This is a genomic window from Fontibacillus panacisegetis (assembly GCF_900102215.1).
GTDB lineage: Bacteria > Bacillota > Bacilli > Paenibacillales > Paenibacillaceae > Fontibacillus > Fontibacillus panacisegetis.
Genome location: NZ_FNBG01000007.1, coordinates 133,512 through 155,278 on the forward strand (window position 1 = coordinate 133,512; position 21,767 = coordinate 155,278).

Here is a 21,767-nt window from a genome sequence, read left to right on the forward strand (position 1 = left end):
CTCAAGCTTCAATTCAAATTCGATAATAGAAAAATATCATACCTGCTCAGCTATAATGTAACTCCAATAAACTATAACCAGCTATAGCTAAAAGCTATACCCCGTACCTTTTACTCCTGAATCGCCTGCTCCAAAGCCTTAATGTAAGCCCTGGCCAGCGGAGAAAGTGAAGCATTTTTATGACAAATCCATCCGACATTGATGTTTTCGCTGCAATCCAGAGGAACCGGAATAATCTCATTACCGTTTAAATCTGAGCTGAGAACACCTGTGGAGATCGTATACCCGTTAAGGCCAATCAGCAGATTAAAGAGTGTCGCCCGATCATTGACCCGAATGCTTTTAGGATGCGACAACGTACTTAATATCTCCTCAGAAAAATGAAACGAATTGTACTCTCCCTGCTCAAAAGACAAATACGGATACTCCTGCAACTGATCGATCGTTACGAGGTCCTGCTTGGCGAGTGGATTATGAGTGCTAATGAAAACATGCGGCTTCGCGATAAAAAGACTATTGAACTGGAGGCCAGCTTCTTTTAACAACTTATTAATTACTTTGATGTTGAAGTCATTTAGATAGAGAATTCCAATTTCACTGTAGCGGGACTTAACATCCTCAATGATCTCGTACGTCTTCGTCTCTCGCAGGGCAAGCTCGTATTCATCATGACCATATTCTTTTACAAGATTAACAAAAGCGTTCACTGCAAAAGCATAATGCTGAGTAGAAACCGAAAAATGCTGGGGTGAGAGCTTGCCATTCAAATAACGGTTCTCCAGCAGCTCAGCCTGCTCAATCACTTGACGTGCATAGCTCAAAAACTCCGATCCCTCGTTCGTCAAGGATATTCCCTTATTAGTACGCGAAAAAATAGTAATTCGAAGCTCTTCCTCCAGATCCATTATGGCGTTAGACAGGCTGGGCTGTGAGATGAATAGACGTTTGGCCGCTTCATTCATTGACCCCCGGCTCGCTACTTCGATGACATATTTCAGTTGCTGTAACGTCATTTACACTTAGGCCTCTTTTCATTTTGTCGATATTTTTGAATATTCCCTTTCTCTTATTTTAAAAATACTTTACGCCTTATACAATCAAACAAATTTCGACAAATACTAACTTTTTGTTAGGTACTTGACTTAATAAATTAAATGAATTATTATTATCTCGTATTCAAAATACACTAAGAAAAGAAATTGAAATGGTGGGTATATGTAATGGGCTTTTTAAATAAATTATTAGGTAGATCTACCACTAAGGAGGAAAAAAACATGTCTAAATTAAACATCGGTATTATTTTGGGTAGCACTCGTGAAGGTCGTGTGAGTCCACAGGTTGGTGAATGGGTTAAAAGTATCGCTGATCAACGCGGAGATGCAAATTACGAGATCGTAGATATTGCGGACTATAAGCTGCCATTGCTTGGGGAAGCTGATGCTACAGAACAAGCAACAGCTTGGAATACTAAGCTTGCTAGCTTGGACGGCTTCGTATTTATCGTTCAAGAATACAACCACAGCATTACGGGGGCATTAAAAAATGCACTGGATTATGCACGTGAAGCATGGAACAATAAAGCAGCTGGTATCGTAAGCTACGGTTCGGTTGGCGGCGCTCGTGCAGCTGAACATCTGCGCGGCATCTTGGGAGAATTATCCGTAGCCGACGTTCGAGTACATCCAGCATTGTCCCTGTTCACTGATTTTGAGAACGGATCAGTGTTCAAGCCAGCCGATCTGCATCTTACCAATGTAAACGGTATGCTCGATCAAGTAATCGCATGGAGCGGTGCATTGAAAACTTTGCGTCAATAAGGATAGTTCCGCGATGAATCAAGTCTATGAAAATGAAAATAAGGCCAGGATCGTAACATCGATTCTGGCCTTATTTTTATATGAGTATCCTCAAAGGAATAAAACGTTATTTACCGTTTTTGTTACTATTACCGTTACCTTTGTTATTGCCATTATCATTACCATTGTTGTTACCATTATTTTCGTTTTTTGATTTTTGTTGATTGCTGTTTGTAACAGGTTTTTCGTTTGTTTTTGAGGAGAGCAGTTTTGCATCAACTACCTTTTGATCCAAAACAGTAAGAAGAACCTCGTCATCAACAGCCAATTGATCTGCCTTAATCACTTTGTTGTGATACTCAACGAGCAAGTCAGCTTTGATGCTATACGTTTTGATCTCTTTATTTACAGTCTCGATTTTGATTTGCCCATAGGTTTGATCAGTTACCGATGTAGCTGGAAAGGAAATTCCCTTCACTGTTCCACTTACCTTAACCGCATCCGCTTTTTCCAGCAGTTCTCCATTCATTCTATCCAGCAATGCTGCCATTTCAGCTCGGGTTACACCCTTATTCGGCTTGAATGTTCCATTAGGATATCCGCTGACAAGCCCTTTCTCGATGGCTATCTTGACATAACCGACGGAACCGGCAGGAATGGCATTTGCATCTTTATAGCTCAACTCAGCGGTCATCTGAGACAGCGCCTCATTCCCTAAACCTAGCGATTTAACGAGCAGGCTAGCTACCCATACACGGCTTGCAGGCTTCTCCGGTTGGATCTGGTTCTCGTTCGCATCAAACAGCCCATGCTCAAAAGCGGTAACCACATATCCTTTAGCCCAAGGATATTTTTTACTCAGCTGATCAGCATCCTTGAAATTCAAATTCGCATCAGCCGACTTTGATTTTGCTTCAGCCTCAAGCCCCATCAGGCGAACAGCCATGACGATCGCTTCAACACGGGTTATCGGTTTGTTCGGACGGAACGTACCATCCTGGAAGCCTTGTAGCACTTCCTTGGATTGCATTCTAAGAATATTTGCCTCCGCCCATGGTGCATCATTTATATCCTTAAATTTCTGGACAGATTGGGTACGGACCTCCGATTTTGTAGACGTTTCAACCTCTTTAGCCGACACAGCTTGAACGGTGAGACTAAAGGCCAACAAAATTGAAAATGATGACAATAGTGCTTTTCTAAATCTTTTCATTCATTACATCCTCTCATTCTGTAGAATTTAGCAAGCGTTTTTGATAGGCACATAGGTTATTACGCTCAATTCACTTGTTTTGAGGGGGTGTCGAAAAAAAAAAGAAAATTGAATCAACTGCTTACTGTCCCTTATGCCCGCTTTCTTCGCGGTTTTTGTCCGGATTTGTATTCCCCGGTTTATTCTCCCCAGAAACATTATTTTTCGCTTTTTTGCCTTCATCCGGCCTATTTTCACCTTTACCCGGCTCGGAGTTATCTTTATTATTTAAGCTGCTACCCTTCTTGGTCCCATCGGTCGCGCCGTTCTTGGCAGGCTCCTTGGCAGGCTCCTTGGGTTCCTGTTTCTGTGAGGAATCTCCTCTGTTCTTGGTGATATTTGAGGGTTGCTTCTTGTCCTGCGAAGTAGTCTGCCCCTGCTGCTGATTTTCCTTTTCTTTTTCCTTTTGCGTCGTTTGCTTTTGCGTATCCTTTTCCTTGCCAGAACCAGAACCTGCCTGTTCACCATCTTTAACCTTAATCTGCTTCTCTTTCGAAGAATCAATCTGCGGTTTTGGCTCTATAATATCGTCTTCTGCACCGGTAAACAAACGCTGTGGCTCTACTCCTACACCATTGAGTGTAGAAAGAATGGAATGCGCGCGTAATTCTTCAATGTTCAGCTCAATTCCTTGCTCCTTCGCCTTTTCATACACGATGTATTTATTTAAGGACAATTCTGCCTTCTCCGCCTTGTCCTTCAAGCTTTGATCTGCCTCAAACCATTCCAGCTCATAACCTTCTTCTGCGGTATCGATTTTTTCTTTGTTCAACTGAAACGGAGTAGAACTCAAATCCATCGTCGAGAGCATAATCAAATTTTTTCCTTCGTCAGCATTCAAATAACCCTGCTTTTTGGCCTCACCCAAAATGATATGAACGGCCTCGTAAATATCCTGCCCTATAAACTCCCGTTCAGATAATAGTTTTTTCGCATCATCGTTCAGTGGTTTTATTTTCTCAATCCTTCCGTCCTGTTTGACATACAGCTCCATGCTTGGATTGATATCGAGCGCTACCAGCGTAGATGCATTTCCGGTAAATGGATTCCACCAAAATACAGCTCCGATCAACAGCAAAATAGAAGCCGCAAGCCACCAGGCTTGCCTGAACCAACGGCTTGCGTATTTTTTGCGTACGGGTATTGAATCCACATCAGCTGTAGCTACAATCGGGATCCGATCTCCCAACTTCGGCATATCCGCTAAATGCGGAATGTTCCGGAACTTCCCATCCTCGCAGAGAACGACGATACACTGTTCAGTTATTTTCATTACGATGCCATGCATCATCATCACTCCTCTATATTTGCAAAAGAAACTATGCTGCGTATCCCTTCAAATTCCGGGCACGCATAAATTAAAACTAACGCTATTATATATTTACGATTTCGTTCCAGCGTTTTGGGTACTACTTTAGAAAATTTCAGCATTTTCCTGATCGGCAGCCTTTTCGTTTTTTTCAATATCTCGACCCATTCCGGCTGTTCACTGAAGTGCTTGGCAATTTGGATCATCTGCTTCCTCGAATCCCTGTGCTTGGGAGAGCAATCCTCCAGTTCCTCTAACGATATACCGTATTTCTGAAGGGTCTCATCGTAAGCAAGCAGCTCCATCGCCAGCTCCGTAGCCGACTGCTCTCTGCTATATACCTCAAGGGAACTTGATATTTCATTAGCACTCTGTTCAAATATACCTCTGCTATCGTTCAGAGTAACACTCTCAGATTTTATAAATTTCCCCTGTCGGCGAAATTCGTCAATGAGACGACTATGAATGATCATATAAGCAAAATTGTCGAAGGTTTTTCCCATCCCTCTATCATATCGATCAATAGCCTCGTTAAATGCAATGATCCCGATACTCGCTTCGTCATGCTCCCACCCTATTGGGCGTTTGCATATTTGAGATACGGTACGAAGAATGTATGGACGATACTGCTCTATGACCCGATCTCTCTCCGACCTGTTTCCGTCCCGAGCTCTTTGGATCGCTGATTCTATCGATTTGCTATCTAGCACCATAAATCACTTCCTAAACTTCATATGTCTTAAACTAATTAATGTATTAAATTAATATATTGTATTTTAATAGGATTACGCTAAAAATGCATCATTCCTGTTAATTTTTTTAATTGGAAATTTGTAGATGAACTCTTTGAATCAGGAGGAAAAAAAAGCTAGACAGGATTTGATCAATGATCCTGTCTAGCTTTTTTAATTAAGACAATCCCTTCTCTGTATAATCAACATTTCTTAGTTTCCAGAAGCTGTTGACTCTACTCACTGCGCAAAACCGTTCCAGATTCTATGACTTTTGCTCAAGTGGAATAGTGTCATGAAGCAGAATTCCAGCAAATGTGCAGGCTTTGATCATATGAATTTTCTAAACATGCCAAATTGCTGCAAATCTACAGGCTTTTTCTAAGAATCCTCTTCAAACTAGCCATTCCGAAAAATATTCCTGTACATTTGCAGGCTTTTGTTCATTTCCTTCATTTCTACTTTAAAAAACTGCATTTTTGCAAGCCTTTCCTGATTTCGTGCCCATCCGTTTTTTGTATCCTAAACCAATTTCACCAAATGATATTTTTTCTTCCCTTTGCGAACGATGATGAAACGGCCTTCGATTGCTAAATCAACACTAACCTCAGACTCAAGCTCATTTACACGATCGCCGTTTAAGGAAATCGCACCGCTCGTAATATCCTCACGCGCTTGACGCTTGGATGGTTCAATGCCTACATCCACAAGCCAATCCACGATATTCTTGGAATCCTTGCTCGCTTCGAAGGTTGGCATTTCCTTGAAGCCTTGCTCGATTTCGTCGGCACTCAAAGACTTAATATCTCCACTGAACAAAGCGGCCGTAATTCTTTTCGCCTGCTCCAGCATTTCTTCACTGTGCACGAATCGGGTCATTTCTTCGGCCAGCGTAATTTGAGCTTCGCGCTTATGCGGCTCGGTTTGTACCTTCTCTTCCAGTGCTTCAATCGTCGCTTTATCCAGGAAAGTGAAGTACTTCAAGTATTTAATAACATCCCGATCATCGGTGTTAGCCCAGAATTGGTAGAATTCATAAGGCGTCGTTTTCTTCGGATCAAGCCAGATCGCACCACCTGCTGTTTTGCCGAACTTCGTTCCATCAGCCTTTAGCATCAACGGAATCGTTAAGCCGAACGCTTGGGCTTCAGAGCCTTCTTTTTTTCGAATCAGATCCAGGCCGCTTGTAATGTTGCCCCATTGATCGGAACCGCCGATTTGCAATTGCACGTCCTCGTTTTGATAAAGGTGAAGGAAGTCAATCGACTGCAGAATTTGATAAGAAAACTCTGTGAATGAAATACCGCTATCAAGCCGGCTCGCTACAACATCTTTAGCCAGCATCGCATTGATACTGAAATTTTTCCCGAAATCGCGCAGGAAATCAATTACGTTCAACTGATGCGTCCAATCGTAGTTGTTCACCAACCGCAGTTGATTGTCCGCATCCGTCAGGAACAACTTCTTCATTTGCGCTGTTAGCGCATCAACATTGGCTTGCACCTGCTCCATCGTCTGCAAGCTGCGCTCGGATTGACGTCCGCTTGGGTCGCCGATCGTTCCTGTCGCTCCGCCGATCAGAATAACAGGCTTGTGTCCTGCTAATTGAAATCTTTTGAGCATCATAAACGGAATCAAATGCCCAATATGCATACTGTCTCCTGTCGGGTCGACCCCGCAGTATAACGAGATCGACTTCTCATCGACCAGCTTGCGAAGTCCCTCTTCATCCGTCTGTTGATTAATCGCCTCGCGCCATGCCAATTCGTCGATAATATTCATCATGTTCAGCTCCCTATATTTTTAGTTGCCCTTTTTTCCTTTGTACAGAAAATAAAAAATCGTCCCTAAGTCTATAATCAGACTATAGGGACGATTGAATTAACCGTGTTACCACCCAAATTGTATGATGACATTAACAGCCTTAATAGCTAACTCATCATACCTCTCTCAGCTCATTATCGTGAGCTAACCCGCTTGGCATTACCCAAGATACTCCGGAGTGTAATTCGCAAGGGTCAGTAATGCTGCCAGGTTCCATCAACCCCTGGCTTTCTGAGAACAGTGACTGCCCGCTACTTCGCTCTTTCATCGTAAATCATATAAGATTACAGAAAGTATATTGAATTGAGCTTCAATTGTCAAATGAAGTCCATTTCCTCAACTATGCACCCAGTAAAATTAGTCCCTCGATTTTATCATATGGTGACATTTGACACAATTCCCTAACCCTGCTGCTTCCCATCAATCGCACACAGCAGCACACTTGCTGCTAGCCCTAAACGGCGATCCAGCGACCCAGCCGAATCTGCTGAGAAATCAACATTGATCTTGGTGACAAAAGGATTAAAGTTTTGTTTGAAGGTGCTAATCGTGTTTCCATTTATTTGAACAAGGTACTTCTGAGGAATAAGTCCTGTAAGAAAACGACGCAGGAACGCAAGCAATCGGCTTTCTTCCTTAATTCGCCCAATCTCTGTCTCACCAGAATTCAAAATAAGCCATTCATCCTTCAGGATCGACTTAAGGCCTTTTCTGCGCAAGCTGCCAACATGTTCCCCAGTACGTGCATCCTTAACATCGTAAGTAGCCGAGAAATCGATCACATTACGGGCCTGGATCGTAAGTAATTCCTGAGTCATACTCTCGTCACTGTATAGACGAATGTCTTCTTTGAGCTTGAAGGCTTTCATCTGAGAGAACATAACTAATTCCTGATTCGCATTATAAATATGAAACTTGGCACCAAGTACGGACAGTACCTTTCTTCTAACTAAATATTGTGTGTAGCCAAATTCATTACTCACTTGTTCGACAACCTCCATTAAGCAATATTAACTAATATATTACGTTAAGAGATTCGAACTGTATAGTTTTGTTGAACTACCGCTGGCAATACATTTCCTGTGCAAACCCACTCTGTTTGTTGCTGATATGTGTCCTTAGGGGATGGGAGCCAGTTAGCCACCTTATTTGAAGGCCTCTCATTTTGGATAAAAATCGCAATCGAACCATCGATCCTTCTGTCATGAGCAAACCATAAAATAGTAAGGCTCTTGCGTGTCAGTTTCCTCTTTTTGTATACTCCATCCCTGCGATAAATAAAAATGTACAGCATTCGTGTTCTTCTTCACACATTTTAACGACAATGGTTTTCCCAGTAATTTGATTGCTTCGTCCAATAAAGCTTTTCCTACGCCATATCTTCTAAATTCAGAGGCTACAAATAAATTATGAATAAAATGATCCTCTTCCCAAATTGACATAAATCCCGCAATCTGCCCTTTTATTGAAGCAGTAATAATTAGTTCACCCTCCACACTATGATCGAAATCGCTCATTTGCAGGGATCTGCTATCCACCCAATGAAAATCATCTCTTTGTGACTGAAAAAAGATCCTTCTCAACTGTTCATAATCTTCTTCTTGGGCGTTCTGAATGATGATATGTTCATGATTACTCATTTAGCTTCCTCCTTAAATCGACAAAACCAATTCTGATTCTCAGCCAGATTACCATAAAACGAACTCCTTAATATGGTGGAGAATAGCTTTATTCAAAATTTACTAGAGCTACTTACTTACACAGTTTCTACCCTTTTTCTTCGCACGATATAAAGCGGTGTCGGCAGATTTCATTACGGCATCTGGAGTTTTGGACTTTTCATTCTTTTGAGAGACGCCGATACTTACGGTTATGTATATTTGTTTTCCTGCTCTTGCGCTGCGAGTCTTACGTTTTGATCTACTTTTTCCCTTACCCCTTTTATTCCGCAATGTAAAGGCCCTTTTAGATATTTTCTCTCTTAACTCCTCAAGATGGGGAAGCACATCATTCACACTTTTGCCTGGAAAAAGAATCGTAAATTCCTCTCCACCATACCGGTACGATTTCCCCCCACCCGTCACATCCTTGATCGTGGAAGCAACGAGCTTAAGCACCTCATCCCCTGTGTCATGACCATATGTATCGTTGAACTTTTTGAAATGGTCGATGTCTAGCATAGCAATAACATAGTTCATCCCTAGTTTCATCATATCTTGCTTAAGAGCCCGTCTTGAAGGCAAGCCCGTCAGTTCATCAGAAAATGCCATGGAATACGAATCTTGAATAATGGAAGCGATAAGTACAATTCCTGAAGCTGCGAAAAAAATGGAATAGAGGGTCGGGTTACTATTTTGATGTAACACAAAAAACAGTGCAATCAGCACAGCTATAAAAGATATATCCTGAGAGGATTTATATTTGATTTGCCTTAAGATCAGTATGACTAGCGCAATTACAAAGAAAATGATCGATACTTGAGAGATCGAGGTTATGGAATGGAGGTTTACAGGGAATATGTCCTTTTTGATCAGCGTAAAAATCTCTTGTTGCCGTGAATCGATTAGCCAGAATGATAATAGAATTTGAGACAGGATCATACCGATCCGAATTCCTCCCCATAAACTTAAAATCCCCCGCTCTTTAAAAAGGGAGAACAACGCGATGTTTATAGGAATTACTAAGCAAATAATCGAATAGCTATCAGCCATTTGTATCGATTTATCAATGGTTCCCGGCAAATATGCAAGTGAAACCAAACATAAGGTAAAAATGATCAGGATAAAAAACTCTCTGCTACGATTAAATTTCCACGAGATCACTGCCCCAATCACAAAGATGACATAAGGAGAAAGCCTAATGACATCGATTTGCGGCTCAGACATAACATTGGTTTTTATGTATAGGAAATAAGCCAGCGCTATTAAAATAAACGGAAGTATAATCTTAAACGTAGTTTTAATGACCGTCTTCAACTTGAATAGTTCCCTTCGTGATGATTTGCACCTGCTCTTATTATTATCGGTCAAAAAAATCACGGATTAACACATTTCGGTTATTATCCACTATTATTGAATTTTTATTCACATTAAAGTATTATTATACAAATGTAATGTAATGGGGGATTCATATGGATCATAAAATGCTTGAAGAATTATCATTAAACAATTGGCCATCCTTATCCACTTTGCTTTATGATGGATGGGTTTTGCGCTTTGCGGATGGTTATACGAAACGCTCTAACTCTATTAGTCCTATTCATTATTCAACATGTAATCTGGAGCAAAAAATCGCGGAATGCGAGCAAATCTATGCCTTAAATCATTTACCAGCCATATACAAAATTACTCCATTTGTTCACCCTATTAAATTAGATCAAATACTTGAGGACAAGGGCTACTCCTTGATCGATTTATCCAGTATCCAAACCTTGAGCCTCGATCACATCCAGAAGCCGTCACTAGATTCCGTAAAAATTGAAACCCATATCAATAACGAGTGGCTGAATGATTTTTGCAGAATAAATCAAGTTGAACATGCTAACAGGCCTGCCATGGAAAGAGTACTATCGAATATCAAAACAAAAAAGGGATTCATTTCACTTTATTACGAAGGCAAAGTTGTTGCTTGCGGCCTTGGAGTGATCGAGAGAGAATACATCGGGCTATACGATATCATTACAGATATAGAGTATAGAAACCGAGGGTTTGGAGAGCAACTCCTATTGAATTTGTTAAAATGGGGCTGCGAAAACGGAGCTAAATATAGTTACTTGGCTGTTGTCATGAACAACATACCAGCTTTGCAGCTATACTCGAAAATCGGATATTTAGAAGCTTATAAGTACTGGTATAGGGTTAAAGACACTGTTTCATGAGATATATTCTGTCCTTCATCGAGCAATCAACAATATATAGAAATTTATTGTCCAGTGTTGATTATACCCTCGTGTCCATCTTTTGATGGACATTTTTTATATTTGTCCACCAAGAAAGAACAAAATCATTTCTGCGATTTTTGTGAATCGATTGACAATTTATGTATTAGTTGTATAATCAGTTTAATTATATAACATGTTATATATAAATCATTCCATAAAGGAGAAAGCTTATGTCTCATATTAATGCAGGTTTAATCAAAGAATTACGTACAAGAACGGGTGCAGGTATGCTGGATTGTAAAGAAGCCTTATTGGCTGTAAACGGAGATTTGGAGCAATCCATTACATATTTACGGGAAAAAGGGATTTCTACTGCCGTAAAAAAAGCTGGGCGAGTAGCTGCCGAAGGTCTCGTGCATGCATATATAAATGATAATCAGCGTATCGGTGTCCTCTTGGAAGTCAATTGTGAGACAGATTTTGTTGCAAAAACGTCTGAATTCAAAGCCATTATTCGTGAGCTAGCCCGTTTGATTGCTATCGAGAATCCTATTGATTTGAATGCTGTAGATCATTTGACAATGCACAATGGTGAGACCGTAGGCAACGTTATAAAAAGTCTGACAACAACCTTGGGTGAGCGAATACTTCTTAAACGATTTACACGTTATGAGGTCCGTGGGCATGGGATGGTTGCTTCATATATCCATGAAGATTACTTAACGGAAGGAAAACTTGGTGTTCTGGTCGAGGTTCAAACAGATCGTACGGAGACATTAAACCAACCGCAATTTATTTCCTTCGTGAAATCGATTGTGATGCATATTGCAGCCGAGCGCCCTACCCATGTAAGTATGCATGAGCCCCCTTCAGAAGGTGTTTTGGCTGAAAATTGTCTAATAGAACAAAATCTGATTAATGGTTCTCAGAAAAAAATAGAGACGATTATTGAAGAACTTAATATGCTTATGGGGCAAGATAATATTTCTATTGTGAAGTTTTGTTGTTTTCAAAAGGGAGAATGAAGTAAACAGATATGATAAAATCGTTATATCAATTCACCGGGGGTTAGAATATTCATGTCACTCTCACACGCCATACTAGGCCTGCTTTCTTGTAAAGAAATGACAGGATATGATCTGAAATATTATTTCGATGCTTCGATCAAACATATCTGGCCTGCACATCTTAGCCAAATATATCGTGATTTAAAATCCTTAGAGGGCAATGGGTTGGTTGATTCGCATATTGAACCACAAGAAACAAAACCTGATCGCAGAGTCTATCGAATTACCCCGAAGGGCCAACAAGCTTTTTTAGACTGGATGCACAAAACACCACATAACACGATGTCCGTCCCACGTGACGAAACGTCCCTTCGAATGTTTTTTGGTTCACACCTCGATAAGAAGGAATTGATATTTCAGTTAAAATTTTTAGTGAAGGAAAAACAACAATTGCTACTCTTCTTCACCCAAATCGAACAGGACATAATGGAAAGTGAGTTCGATTCGGAAAAGCCTTTCTGGCTCCTCTCTCTACGCAAAGGATTAAAGGTTGCAAAAGCGGAGATCGAATGGGCTGAAGAATGTATTGCGGAGTTAGAGTCATAATAGGGGGGCGATACCCGTTCGCCCCACTTTTTTATGTACGCTATTCTGAACTTCTCTAATCAGTTATTTTACGTAGTCCTCTTTTAAAATACCGTACATTTCTAAATCGACGATCCCTTTGCCGGACCATAAGGAAGCTTGTCTCAGTGTCCCTTCTTTGATGAATCCATTCTTCAGAAGAACCTTTTTAGATAATTCGTTCATAGGCATCACTTCAGCTTGAATTCTGTTGATGTTCACGTCCAGAAACAAGAATTTCAACAACATCTCGACTGCTTCTGTAGCGATACCTTTTCCCCAATTTGATTCCGCCAAAAAATAGCCGATCGTCACCATGTCGACCTTCTGATTAAAATCCATAGCCTCAATAATCCCGAGCAATTTGCGGGGTTCATCGTTTGCGAATATCCCCCACTTGACCCTGGACCGCTTATTATAGTCCCTCTCAAAGTGGCCAATCATCGACTGAACCGTAGCTTTATTGTGTTTAGGGATGATTCCGCAGTGCTCAAATACTTTGTCATTGCTGTAAATTTCATAAACCTCATCCAAATCGCCGGCTTCAATCTTGTTCAATACTAAATGATCGGATTTAATAATAGGAAACTGTTCAAAAACTAACTCTATGTTCATTCCATCACCGCTCCATATTGTTGTAAAATCAGAAACTCTGATTTTTCAAATCCTATTATAAGTCTCGAGAGACGGCAACTCTTCCTGTTTATTGCTGGGTAATGAAGAAAAATTGCTTTTTTCATTTTGGCTATAATTCAACTCCAGTAACAAAGATTTCGGCATAAATCACTATATTTCTTTTACTTCCTTTAAAGCTGATCTGAACAAATCGTCAAGCTGCTTACTCTGATCCGTCTCAGAAGTCTGCATGCTTGAAGCCGTTCGTTCGTAGTAAGAGATTCTCTCTTCTAAAAAATCGTTGATCGGGTTGATTTTTGCTTCATAGTCCAATTCCTCACCTGCTATTTTGCGGGAAAGTAGATTCTGGATTACCTGCTTTAGTTCGCTCCCCTCCGGAACTAAGCTATCGATTAGCGCATGAAACTCAATTGGCGGCATTGTATTGAACTTCTCTATCCACTCACAAGCGAGAATTGGACGGAGTACGTAGAAATATTTTTTGATTTTAACCTGGTCGCCCTGCAAATAATCCCGATAATTCCCTCTCGCCATATGCAAATAGTGATACATGCATGATTTAGGGGAAAAGGTGTACGGAGAGATGCTGCGGATCTGTTCAGCAACTGAGTAATTCTCCATATAGCGTATCGGGGACTGCAGCCATTCGAGCAACGGGGGATTCGATTTACGAAACAGGTTCAGGGCCTTCTTCAAATCCCATCCATTCACATCAAGCATGTCGCTGATCGGCCGTTCGATGACATCCCGCTTTTCAAAAATCGATAAATACCATTCCAGCGGCCTGATATATATAAATCTTACGTCGTAATCGCTGTCCTTTGACGGGAAGCCCCATGCACGACTGCCTGATTCACAAGCATAAAGTATCCGAACGTCTTCTTCCCTTTCGATTCGTCTTAATTCTTCCATGATTTGTTGCTGTATGTCGGACATGATGGTCTTCCTCCTTACTTATCTTTTTTCAACGCCTGTGTCTATCTTCGCCTATTTTGGAAGGAACGAACATGGCGTAAGTATTACGATCGAACATAAAGTTATCCATTTCGCCCGATTCCTTCCCCTGTTACAATGATAGGAGACGTTTTGTTGGAATGGGGGACTTCTGTTGGCTAAGGAAAGCTTCGATAAAGAAATACAGTTCCTGCGCATGCTCGTGCTTACTAGCGGAGCGTTCAGCAGACAGCAATTCGCAGATCGATTGGGCATTTCCATCCATACGTTTGATAAAACAACTCGACGGCTCAAAGAGATCGTAGGTTCGATGTACCAGCACTTACCGGAGGAACAAAGTAAAGAATTTGCTGAGACCTTTAGGTTCAGCTATTACGATTCCACCGATCCGGTACTGTTATTTTTGTTCCGTGCAAAGTCTGTCAAAGGATCAGAGAGCCAAAGAATATCACTGCTTTTGGGAGCTATGAATGAACAAGCCTTGACTGCTATGGAGCTGCTGGATATTTGCTGCAGTGGAATGTCTTCTGATCTTCCCCTTCCCGATGAAAAAACCATTCGTTCCGATCTCAAGTATCTGGAGGAGGTTGGGGTGATCAAGAAGGAGCAAGGTCCCCGTCCTTACCGATATCGCATACAAAATGATTTGGTCTCTGCATTGTCTGATGATGAGCTTATTGATTTGTATGATTTTGTGGATGTAATGGCAAACACTCAGGTTCCTTCGGTTCAAGGCTACCTGCTGCGTGACGGACTTAAAAAAAATCTGTTGCGCAACCATACGGATAAACATGCCATTGAGCCTTTTTTATATAGATACCAGTACTACTCTCGGATTTTAGACGAAGCACATTTGTTTACACTATTAAGCGCCATAAGGCATCACTGTAGAGTACGCTTCTTATATTTTTCGCCAAAGTCCGAAAAAAGCTACGCCTCTAAAAATACCAACCCATTATTCGAGCGAGAAAGTAATGGAAAAGTAGTAAAAACGCTTCCGCTAAAGGTTGTCTATGATCACCAGTACGGACGGTGGTACCTCCTGTCCTATGGGAGAGAAGGAATTCTGAAATTCCGAATGGAAGGTATTACTCAAATTGAAGAGGATATGCCCGTTGACGAAAGCTTGTTTGAGACGAAAACTAACGAGCTTGAGGAAAAAATACGATACAGTTGGCTGATTGACACCGGTCGACCAGTGACGGTTCGAGCCCGATTTTACAATCCTGGTCCTACAGAGTCCAATTTTGTGAAGGAACGTGTTCTGCTACAGGGGCAGTGGGGTGAGATTGTATCTGAAGACGATGTTTCTTTTACATATGAAATAACCGTTAACGGAACTACAGAAATCAAGCCATGGCTGCGTAGCTTTGGTTCTAGCTGTGAGGTTCTGGAGCCGATTCAGTTACGCCGGGAAATGATCGCTGAATGGAAGGAGATTCAGTCCTACTATGAATTTGTTTGAAAAAATATTTAACTACCAGATCATCTCCCGACTCGAGGATTCAGGTACGTTTATGGTAAGCTCCCAGGAAAGGGCTTGGCTAAAAACAATGCTGGAGCATCCAGCAGCGGCCCAAGCCTTCACTTCTGAAACCTTGGACAAACTGCAATCGATCCTCAAGACAGATCAAGTGATGGACACTTCACACTTCCTGATAGAAAAAGCTCGCAGTATAGAAAAGCAAGTATATCATCCGCTTCTGCGTATTTTTCGCCGACACATTATGAATAAATGCGGTGTACATTTATCTTATGAAATCAAGGGAGGGCGCACGATTAATGATCAATTAGCCCTACCGTACAAATTGGAATACTCCATAGTTAAAAGAGAATGGTATCTGCTCTGGTACCACCTCAAACGTAAAGCGTTTATGAGCACCAGACTGAAAAATATCGTATCCATATCGCCAGAGACCATCCAGTTGTCAGATGTTGACCGGATCTTTAATAGAATCAGTCAAATACTCGATTCTCGTAAAAACAACGTTATCCTTGAAGTCGTTCCTGAATACAACAGAGAGCTTTCCCGTATCCTGTACGCCCTCTCCAGCTTCGAAAAAGAAGTTGAATACGACGAAGAAAATGATATTTATAGAGTCAAAATTTGCTTGCTTGGCGGCGAATCCGAGTACCTGCTCTCCAAGCTTCGTTTTCTAGGTAAACGTGTACGTGTAATTGAGGGGAAATATTTAAAAAGACGATTGTTAGAAGCCTCTATGAAGGCACTTGAGCGTTATGGCGTAAATCCATCTAAAGAGGAGCTGTCGCATAAGTAGATTTTCATCTACGAGATGATATTCGAGTTCGATCCAAGCTGAATTTTCGAAGCTATTTCCGCGATTTTTAGCTATTTGGGTGCTATCGACTGTTTTTCTGATAAAAGTGTAAAAGTGCAGGAATTTTTTATGAAATATGACTGTTTGGAGCAAAAAAATGCAAAAGTGCAGGTTTTCAACTCAAATAAGATCAGAATGGCTCGTTGACCAGAAAAAAGCTGCATTTGGGCAGGAATTTCCCGGAACACCATCACCAAAAACGAAAAAACTGCACTATTGCAGCAAATATGATGGCTCTTTTCACGTGTACGAGGTAGTGGGGAAAGCGGTAACGTTGAGGGCCATCCCAAAAGTAGATTATCTACTTTAGGATGGCCCCTTCCTTAGTATAACTTGGTGCTCTACTTATTCCTTTTAGCCTGCTTGCTCTTCGCGTAATTCCTTACAGCTTTTATGCCCTTTGTGCCACCAAATATCGTAAGGATTTTTTCAGCTTCAATTTGTCTAGAATTCAAACCGGCATATTTGGCTTCTTTCTTCAGTTTGATATAGCTCTCTAGTCTCTCGGCAGAGAGTTGACCATCTTTAATCGCCTGCTGAACAGCACATTTGGGTTCATTTTGGTGAGAGCAATCCGCAAATTTACACTGCAGGGCAAGACTATCGATATCGGAAAAAGATCTCGACAGATCGGCACTTTCAATCCCAAGCTCACGCATACCCGGCGTATCTATAATGATTCCGCCCTCAGGTAGCATAAGTAGCTCCCGTCTGGTCGTGGTATGTCTCCCCTTATCATCATTTCTTGTCTCACTCGTAACCATGACGCTTGTTCCCATGAGCCGATTGATCAAGGTAGACTTTCCTACGCCGGATGATCCGATAAAAGCAAAGGTTTTTCCACTTTCCATATATTCTTTTATCCGTAGAAATCCATCTTCAGACAGCCCCGTAGTAACGAGCACATCAACACCGATCGCAACAGCAGATACCTCATCAAATCGAGCTTGCACATCCTCGCACAAATCGGATTTCGTCAAGACGACTACAGGTGTTGCTCCGCTATCCCAAGCAATGGACAAATAACGCTCAAGTCTTCGTAAGTTATAGTCATTATTAAGCGCCATACAAATGAAGACCATGTCCATATTCGTTGCTACGACTTGTACATCGTTTGAAGTACCCGCAGCTTTTCGCTCAAAAGCGGTATTTCTGGATAACACATGATGAATGATGATATGACCCTCCGAATCATCCACCCGATCCAGCATAACAAAATCCCCCACCGCAGGGTAATCGGATAATTGTTTGGCCTCATAGCGGAATTTCCCGGAAACCTCAGCCGTAAACTCCCCATTCTCAGTTATCACTTTGTATAAGTCTTTATATTGTGACGAGATTCGCCCGATTCTCAAGTTCTTATAATGTGACGACTCCTGAATAAAGCGCTCAGTAAGCCCTACATTATTCATATTTATTGTTGTCAAATGAGTTCCTCCTAAAGAAAATATATCTTTGGGAGGTGTAGTGCTTTCGTTATTTCGCACAACCCTCCCGATCTGCGACAATCGAAGCTACAATCGAAGTTGTATTATAGTTGTTATTCATATACAACCGCTCCTTTCATAATCAAGATATTCTAAATATAGCGCAGGACATTGTTATTTTCCAATTAAATCTTGTCCACATTGTTCACTCTCCTTTTATCAACATGGGTATGCTGGAGAGAGAGATTTAGGACGCTAACTTCTAAAAAAAGAAGAAAATCATTGGCTTATGCTGGTAGATTATTGTGGTATAATCACGTTGATTTGATAATATGAAACAAGATTTATTGCAACAGGAGTGTAAGAACAAACAGAAACAGGTGATTAAAATGTTCGAACTGAAATGGCTGTGGCAAAACCTGAAGGGAGACCGGGCAAGATATATTTTGGCGTTATCCCTTTCCGTCGTGGGCTCTTCACTCACGATCGTGAATCCGTACATCGGCCAGCGCATTGTCGACACGTTTATAGCTGGAGACAACGCCATGCAGAATTTAACCGATGAGCGTGGACTGCTGATTATGCTCTGCCTGGGCATGATTGGCTTTTCCCTGCTGCGTACGGGTCTTGCCTATTTAACAACGATGCAGTATGAGCGATCCTCGCAAAATATGCTATACCGCATCCGCATTTATCTGTACAACAAGATTCAAGGACAGGATATGCAGTATTATGATCATAACCGTACCGGCGACCTCATGACCAAGATGACAGGCGATCTGGACATGGTACGGCACTCCATGGCATGGATTATTAAAATGATCATTGAATCGCTTACGATCTTCATTGCTGCCGTCATCTATTTTTTCACTATTGATGCTGAACTGACGTTGTGGCTGCTCATCTTGTCGCCTCCAATTTTTATCGTTGCCTACATATTTGCAAAGCGTGTGAGGCCGATGTATATCGATCTGCGCGAACGGCTCTCGCAGCTTAATACAACTACGCAGGAAAATATCGCAGGCAACCGGGTAATCAAAGCTTTTGCTCGTGAGGAATACGAGATCGAAAAATTTGCAGACAAGAACATCAACTATTCCAAGGCGAATAAAAAGGCAGCACTCGTATGGCTCGATTACTTTCCGTTTCTAGAAAGCTTTGCACAAGGCTTTAACGTAATCCTGATGCTGGCAGGCGGATTGTTTGTCATGAATGGACGAATTACATTCGGTGAATACGCCGCCTTCTCTTCGTTGATCTGGGCCGTTTCCAACCCGATGCGCAACATCGGCATCATCATCAACGACATTCAACGCTTTTTTGCCAGCTTAAGCAAAATCGTTGATATCTATTATGCCAAACCGTACATCGTCAACGAACACAATCCCGTGGAGAAACGTCGCTTTGAAGGCCGTATCGAATTTGATCATGTCAGCTTCAAATACGATAACGGGAAGGTACTGGACGATATCAGCTTTAAGATTGAATCTGGTGAAACCATCGCTATCATGGGCTCCACGGGCTCAGGCAAAACAAGTCTCATCAACCTGATTCCGCGTTTCTACGATGTGTCGGAGGGCCGTGTGCTGGTGGATGGAATAGATGTACGTAAGCTGGAGCTTGATGAGCTTCGTGGAAACATCGGTATAGCGACTCAGGACGTTCTGTTGTTCTCCGATACGATCGATGGCAATATCGCCTTTGGCGACCCTGATCTTCCTGAGGAGGATACGATTGAATATGCACGGCTTGCCGCTGCACACGATTTTATCATCAAAATGCCTGAAGGTTATGACACCATTGTCGGCGAACGAGGCGTCGGACTATCCGGTGGACAGAAGCAGCGTATCGCGTTGGCTCGCGCTCTGGCGGTCCACCGTCCGATCCTGATCCTGGATGACACGACCTCTGCTGTCGATCTTGAGACCGAGGAGCATATTCAGAAAAGCCTTCGCGAGCTGGATTATCCCTGTACGAAGATTATCATCGCACAGCGCGTGTCTACTACTGCCGAAGCTGACCGCATACTCATCCTGGACAATGGCCGTCTGATTGAGGAAGGCACACATGCCGAATTGCTGGCTAAACGGGGCTATTACTACGATGTATTTATGCTGCAGAACGAGGGCATTGGAAGGAAGGTGACGACTCATGGCAAGGAATAAATTCGACATCGATGAAAATCTGGAGTCCCCTTTCGATATTAGACATTTCCGACGGGCTCTTGTGTATATCAAGAGACAAAAAAAGCCTATGATTGTTGCGTTTCTGCTCAGCGCGCTTTCCGCGGCCATTGGGTTAACTGCGCCGCTCATCATGCGTCATGTCATTGACGTCACCATTCCAGAGAAGGATGTCCTATCCCTTGTCGGATGGTCAGCACTCCTGTTGATTACCATTGTGGTCAGCGTCATTTTAGCGACCTTCCGCTCCCGCATCATGACGAGGGTCGGGCAGGACATTATCTTTGACATACGCAGTGATTTGTTCAAACATTTACAGGAACTACCGTTCAAATATTATGACGACCGTCCGCAGGGCAAAATTCTTATTCGGGTCGTAAACTATGTCAACTCTGTATCAGATGTGTTGTCTAACGGTATTATCAATTTTATTCTGGAAATCGTGAATCTCATCTTTATCGCTGCGTTTATGTTCGCAGTCAACGTTAAACTCTCGTTTGTCACTCTTGCCGGACTACCCGTATTTCTTGCCATCATGCTGTTGATCAAGAACCGGCAGCGGCGGGCATGGCAGTCGGTTTCGAACAAAGGCTCCAATCTGAACGCTTATTTGCAGGAGAGCATTAGCGGCATCGGAGTGACACAAATCTTCTCTCGTGAGCAGCGTAATGAGGGTATTTTCACTCGGTTGGCTACCAATTTCCGTACGGAGTGGATGCGGGCGTTACGCTATAATGCCCTGATCCCGTTTACTGTCGACAACTTAGCTACAATCGTATTGTCCATGATCTATCTAATAGGATTGCTCACGCTGGAACCGGCTGACGTAACCTTTGGTGTCATACTTGCAATGGGCAGCTACGCCTGGCTTTTCTGGCAGCCGATCTTGAACCTCTCGAACCTGTACAATAGCTTTATCAACGGGGTCGCCTATCTTGAGCGAATCTTCGAAACGCTGGATGAGCCAGTTACAGTCAGCGATGCTCCAGAGGCAAAACCAATGCCTTCGATTAAAGGAAACGTGGCCTTCGACGACGTGACCTTTGCATATGATCCGGGCATAAATATTTTGGAGAACCTCTCCTTCGAGGTTAAGGCTGGAGAAAGCATCGCTTTAGTAGGCCCGACAGGTGCAGGTAAAACAACGGTCGTCAACCTGATTTCACGCTTTTACAATTTGACTGGCGGCAGAATTCTTATTGACGGTCACGATATCTCACAAGTGACCCTCAACTCCCTGCGCAGCCAAATGGGCATTATGCTGCAGGACAGCTTTATTTTCTCAGGAACCATCCTGGACAATATCCGTTACGGCAGACTTGATGCCACCGAGGAAGAAGTTATCGCCGCCGCAAAAACAGTATGTGCTGACGAATTCATCCGTGAATTTGAGCAGGGCTATCTGACCGAAGTCAACGAACGAGGCTCCAAGCTGTCTCAAGGGCAGCGGCAGCTCATCTCGTTTGCACGGACGCTACTTGCTGACCCGCGCGTACTCATTCTAGACGAAGCCACCTCGTCAATCGACGCCAAAACAGAGCGTCTGCTCCAGCAGGGCTTGAATGAGCTGCTCAAGGGACGAACCTCGTTCATTATTGCGCATCGGCTATCCACCGTAAAAAACTGCGACCGCATCATGTACGTATCTGATAAAGGCATTGCAGAAAGTGGCTCACACGATGAACTCATCGCACGCAGAGGCCTATATTATCGGCTCTACACAGCGCAAAAGATGGAAGCTTAAGGCTTAATAAAAACGGCAATACCCCGTCTTCTCGAAATAGGGTATTGCCTCTTTTTATGCG

General features: G+C 42.4%; 19 protein-coding genes and 1 other annotated feature. Of the genes, 8 read left to right on the forward strand and 11 right to left on the reverse strand.

Going from position 1 to position 21,767, the window contains the following annotated elements:
- Positions 1–110 precede the first annotated feature (110 nt).
- Complete coding sequence (locus BLS49_RS08545; RefSeq protein ID WP_091228408.1) at positions 111–1,013, reverse strand: LysR family transcriptional regulator; 903 nt, start codon at positions 1,011–1,013, stop codon at positions 111–113.
- 261 nt (positions 1,014–1,274) lie between these two features.
- On the opposite strand from BLS49_RS08545, the gene BLS49_RS08550 reads away from it, so the two are divergent.
- Complete coding sequence (locus BLS49_RS08550) at positions 1,275–1,817, forward strand: NADPH-dependent FMN reductase (RefSeq protein WP_091228411.1); 543 nt, start codon at positions 1,275–1,277, stop codon at positions 1,815–1,817.
- Positions 1,818–1,923: 106 nt separating this feature from the next.
- On the opposite strand, the gene BLS49_RS08555 is transcribed toward BLS49_RS08550, so the two are convergent.
- From BLS49_RS08555 to BLS49_RS08585, 7 genes are all read right to left on the reverse strand, one after another.
- Positions 1,924–3,009, reverse strand: a complete 1,086-nt coding sequence (locus BLS49_RS08555; protein WP_091228413.1) for an S-layer homology domain-containing protein — start codon at positions 3,007–3,009, stop codon at positions 1,924–1,926.
- Between the two features lie 121 nt (positions 3,010–3,130).
- Positions 3,131–4,342, reverse strand: coding sequence for an anti-sigma-I factor RsgI family protein (locus BLS49_RS08560; RefSeq protein WP_139173113.1), 1,212 nt, complete (start codon positions 4,340–4,342; stop codon positions 3,131–3,133).
- Positions 4,342–5,070 carry an RNA polymerase sigma-I factor gene (sigI, locus tag BLS49_RS08565; RefSeq protein WP_091228419.1) on the reverse strand — a complete coding sequence of 243 codons (729 nt, stop codon included), beginning with the start codon at positions 5,068–5,070 and terminating at the stop codon, positions 4,342–4,344. Before sigI ends, BLS49_RS08560 begins: the two co-directional genes overlap by 1 nt.
- A gap of 540 nt (positions 5,071–5,610) precedes the next feature.
- The gene (tyrS, locus tag BLS49_RS08570) at positions 5,611–6,870 is read right to left on the reverse strand and encodes a tyrosine--tRNA ligase (protein WP_091228490.1); all 1,260 of its coding nucleotides are present in this window, start codon (positions 6,868–6,870) and stop codon (positions 5,611–5,613) included.
- A gap of 83 nt (positions 6,871–6,953) precedes the next feature.
- Positions 6,954–7,189: a binding site (T-box leader), on the reverse strand.
- A 124-nt stretch (positions 7,190–7,313) separates the two neighbouring features.
- Positions 7,314–7,895, reverse strand: a complete 582-nt coding sequence (locus tag BLS49_RS08575) for an LURP-one-related family protein (RefSeq protein ID WP_217640045.1) — start codon at positions 7,893–7,895, stop codon at positions 7,314–7,316.
- A 219-nt stretch (positions 7,896–8,114) separates the two neighbouring features.
- On the reverse strand, positions 8,115–8,552 hold the full coding sequence (locus BLS49_RS08580; RefSeq protein ID WP_091228425.1) for a GNAT family N-acetyltransferase: 438 nt from the start codon (positions 8,550–8,552) through the stop codon (positions 8,115–8,117).
- A gap of 108 nt (positions 8,553–8,660) precedes the next feature.
- Positions 8,661–9,887 carry a GGDEF domain-containing protein gene (locus tag BLS49_RS08585; RefSeq protein WP_091228428.1) on the reverse strand — a complete coding sequence of 409 codons (1,227 nt, stop codon included), beginning with the start codon at positions 9,885–9,887 and terminating at the stop codon, positions 8,661–8,663.
- Between the two features lie 155 nt (positions 9,888–10,042).
- Between BLS49_RS08585 and BLS49_RS08590 the strand changes: the two genes are divergently transcribed.
- The 3 genes from BLS49_RS08590 to BLS49_RS08600 all read left to right on the forward strand — a co-directional run bounded on the left by BLS49_RS08590 (position 10,043) and on the right by BLS49_RS08600 (position 12,405).
- The gene (locus BLS49_RS08590; protein ID WP_091228432.1) at positions 10,043–10,789 is read left to right on the forward strand and encodes a GNAT family N-acetyltransferase; all 747 of its coding nucleotides are present in this window, start codon (positions 10,043–10,045) and stop codon (positions 10,787–10,789) included.
- A gap of 233 nt (positions 10,790–11,022) precedes the next feature.
- Positions 11,023–11,817, forward strand: a complete 795-nt coding sequence (gene tsf / locus BLS49_RS08595) for a translation elongation factor Ts (protein ID WP_091228435.1) — start codon at positions 11,023–11,025, stop codon at positions 11,815–11,817.
- A gap of 54 nt (positions 11,818–11,871) precedes the next feature.
- On the forward strand, positions 11,872–12,405 hold the full coding sequence (locus BLS49_RS08600) for a PadR family transcriptional regulator (protein ID WP_091228438.1): 534 nt from the start codon (positions 11,872–11,874) through the stop codon (positions 12,403–12,405).
- A 63-nt stretch (positions 12,406–12,468) separates the two neighbouring features.
- On the opposite strand, the gene BLS49_RS08605 is transcribed toward BLS49_RS08600, so the two are convergent.
- Positions 12,469–13,038 (reverse strand): GNAT family N-acetyltransferase, encoded by a 570-nt coding sequence (locus BLS49_RS08605; protein ID WP_091228441.1) that lies wholly within the window; start codon positions 13,036–13,038, stop codon positions 12,469–12,471.
- A gap of 171 nt (positions 13,039–13,209) precedes the next feature.
- Positions 13,210–13,995, reverse strand: a complete 786-nt coding sequence (locus tag BLS49_RS08610; RefSeq protein WP_091228444.1) for a nucleotidyltransferase domain-containing protein — start codon at positions 13,993–13,995, stop codon at positions 13,210–13,212.
- Between the two features lie 172 nt (positions 13,996–14,167).
- Between BLS49_RS08610 and BLS49_RS08615 the strand changes: the two genes are divergently transcribed.
- Both BLS49_RS08615 and BLS49_RS08620 read left to right on the forward strand, forming a co-directional pair.
- The gene (locus BLS49_RS08615; RefSeq protein ID WP_091228447.1) at positions 14,168–15,478 is read left to right on the forward strand and encodes a helix-turn-helix transcriptional regulator; all 1,311 of its coding nucleotides are present in this window, start codon (positions 14,168–14,170) and stop codon (positions 15,476–15,478) included.
- On the forward strand, positions 15,465–16,292 hold the full coding sequence (locus BLS49_RS08620) for a WYL domain-containing protein (protein WP_091228450.1): 828 nt from the start codon (positions 15,465–15,467) through the stop codon (positions 16,290–16,292). The genes BLS49_RS08615 and BLS49_RS08620 overlap by 14 nt, the downstream gene beginning before the upstream one ends.
- A 401-nt stretch (positions 16,293–16,693) precedes the next feature.
- On the opposite strand, the gene rsgA is transcribed toward BLS49_RS08620, so the two are convergent.
- Positions 16,694–17,779: a ribosome small subunit-dependent GTPase A gene (gene rsgA, locus BLS49_RS08630; protein ID WP_091228457.1), complete on the reverse strand. Its 1,086-nt coding sequence runs from the start codon at positions 17,777–17,779 to the stop codon at positions 16,694–16,696.
- Between the two features lie 389 nt (positions 17,780–18,168).
- On the opposite strand from rsgA, the gene BLS49_RS08635 reads away from it, so the two are divergent.
- Positions 18,169–19,944, forward strand: a complete 1,776-nt coding sequence (locus BLS49_RS08635) for an ABC transporter ATP-binding protein (protein ID WP_091228458.1) — start codon at positions 18,169–18,171, stop codon at positions 19,942–19,944.
- The gene (locus BLS49_RS08640) at positions 19,931–21,706 is read left to right on the forward strand and encodes an ABC transporter ATP-binding protein (protein ID WP_091228461.1); all 1,776 of its coding nucleotides are present in this window, start codon (positions 19,931–19,933) and stop codon (positions 21,704–21,706) included. Before BLS49_RS08635 ends, BLS49_RS08640 begins: the two co-directional genes overlap by 14 nt.
- Positions 21,707–21,767 lie beyond the last annotated feature (61 nt).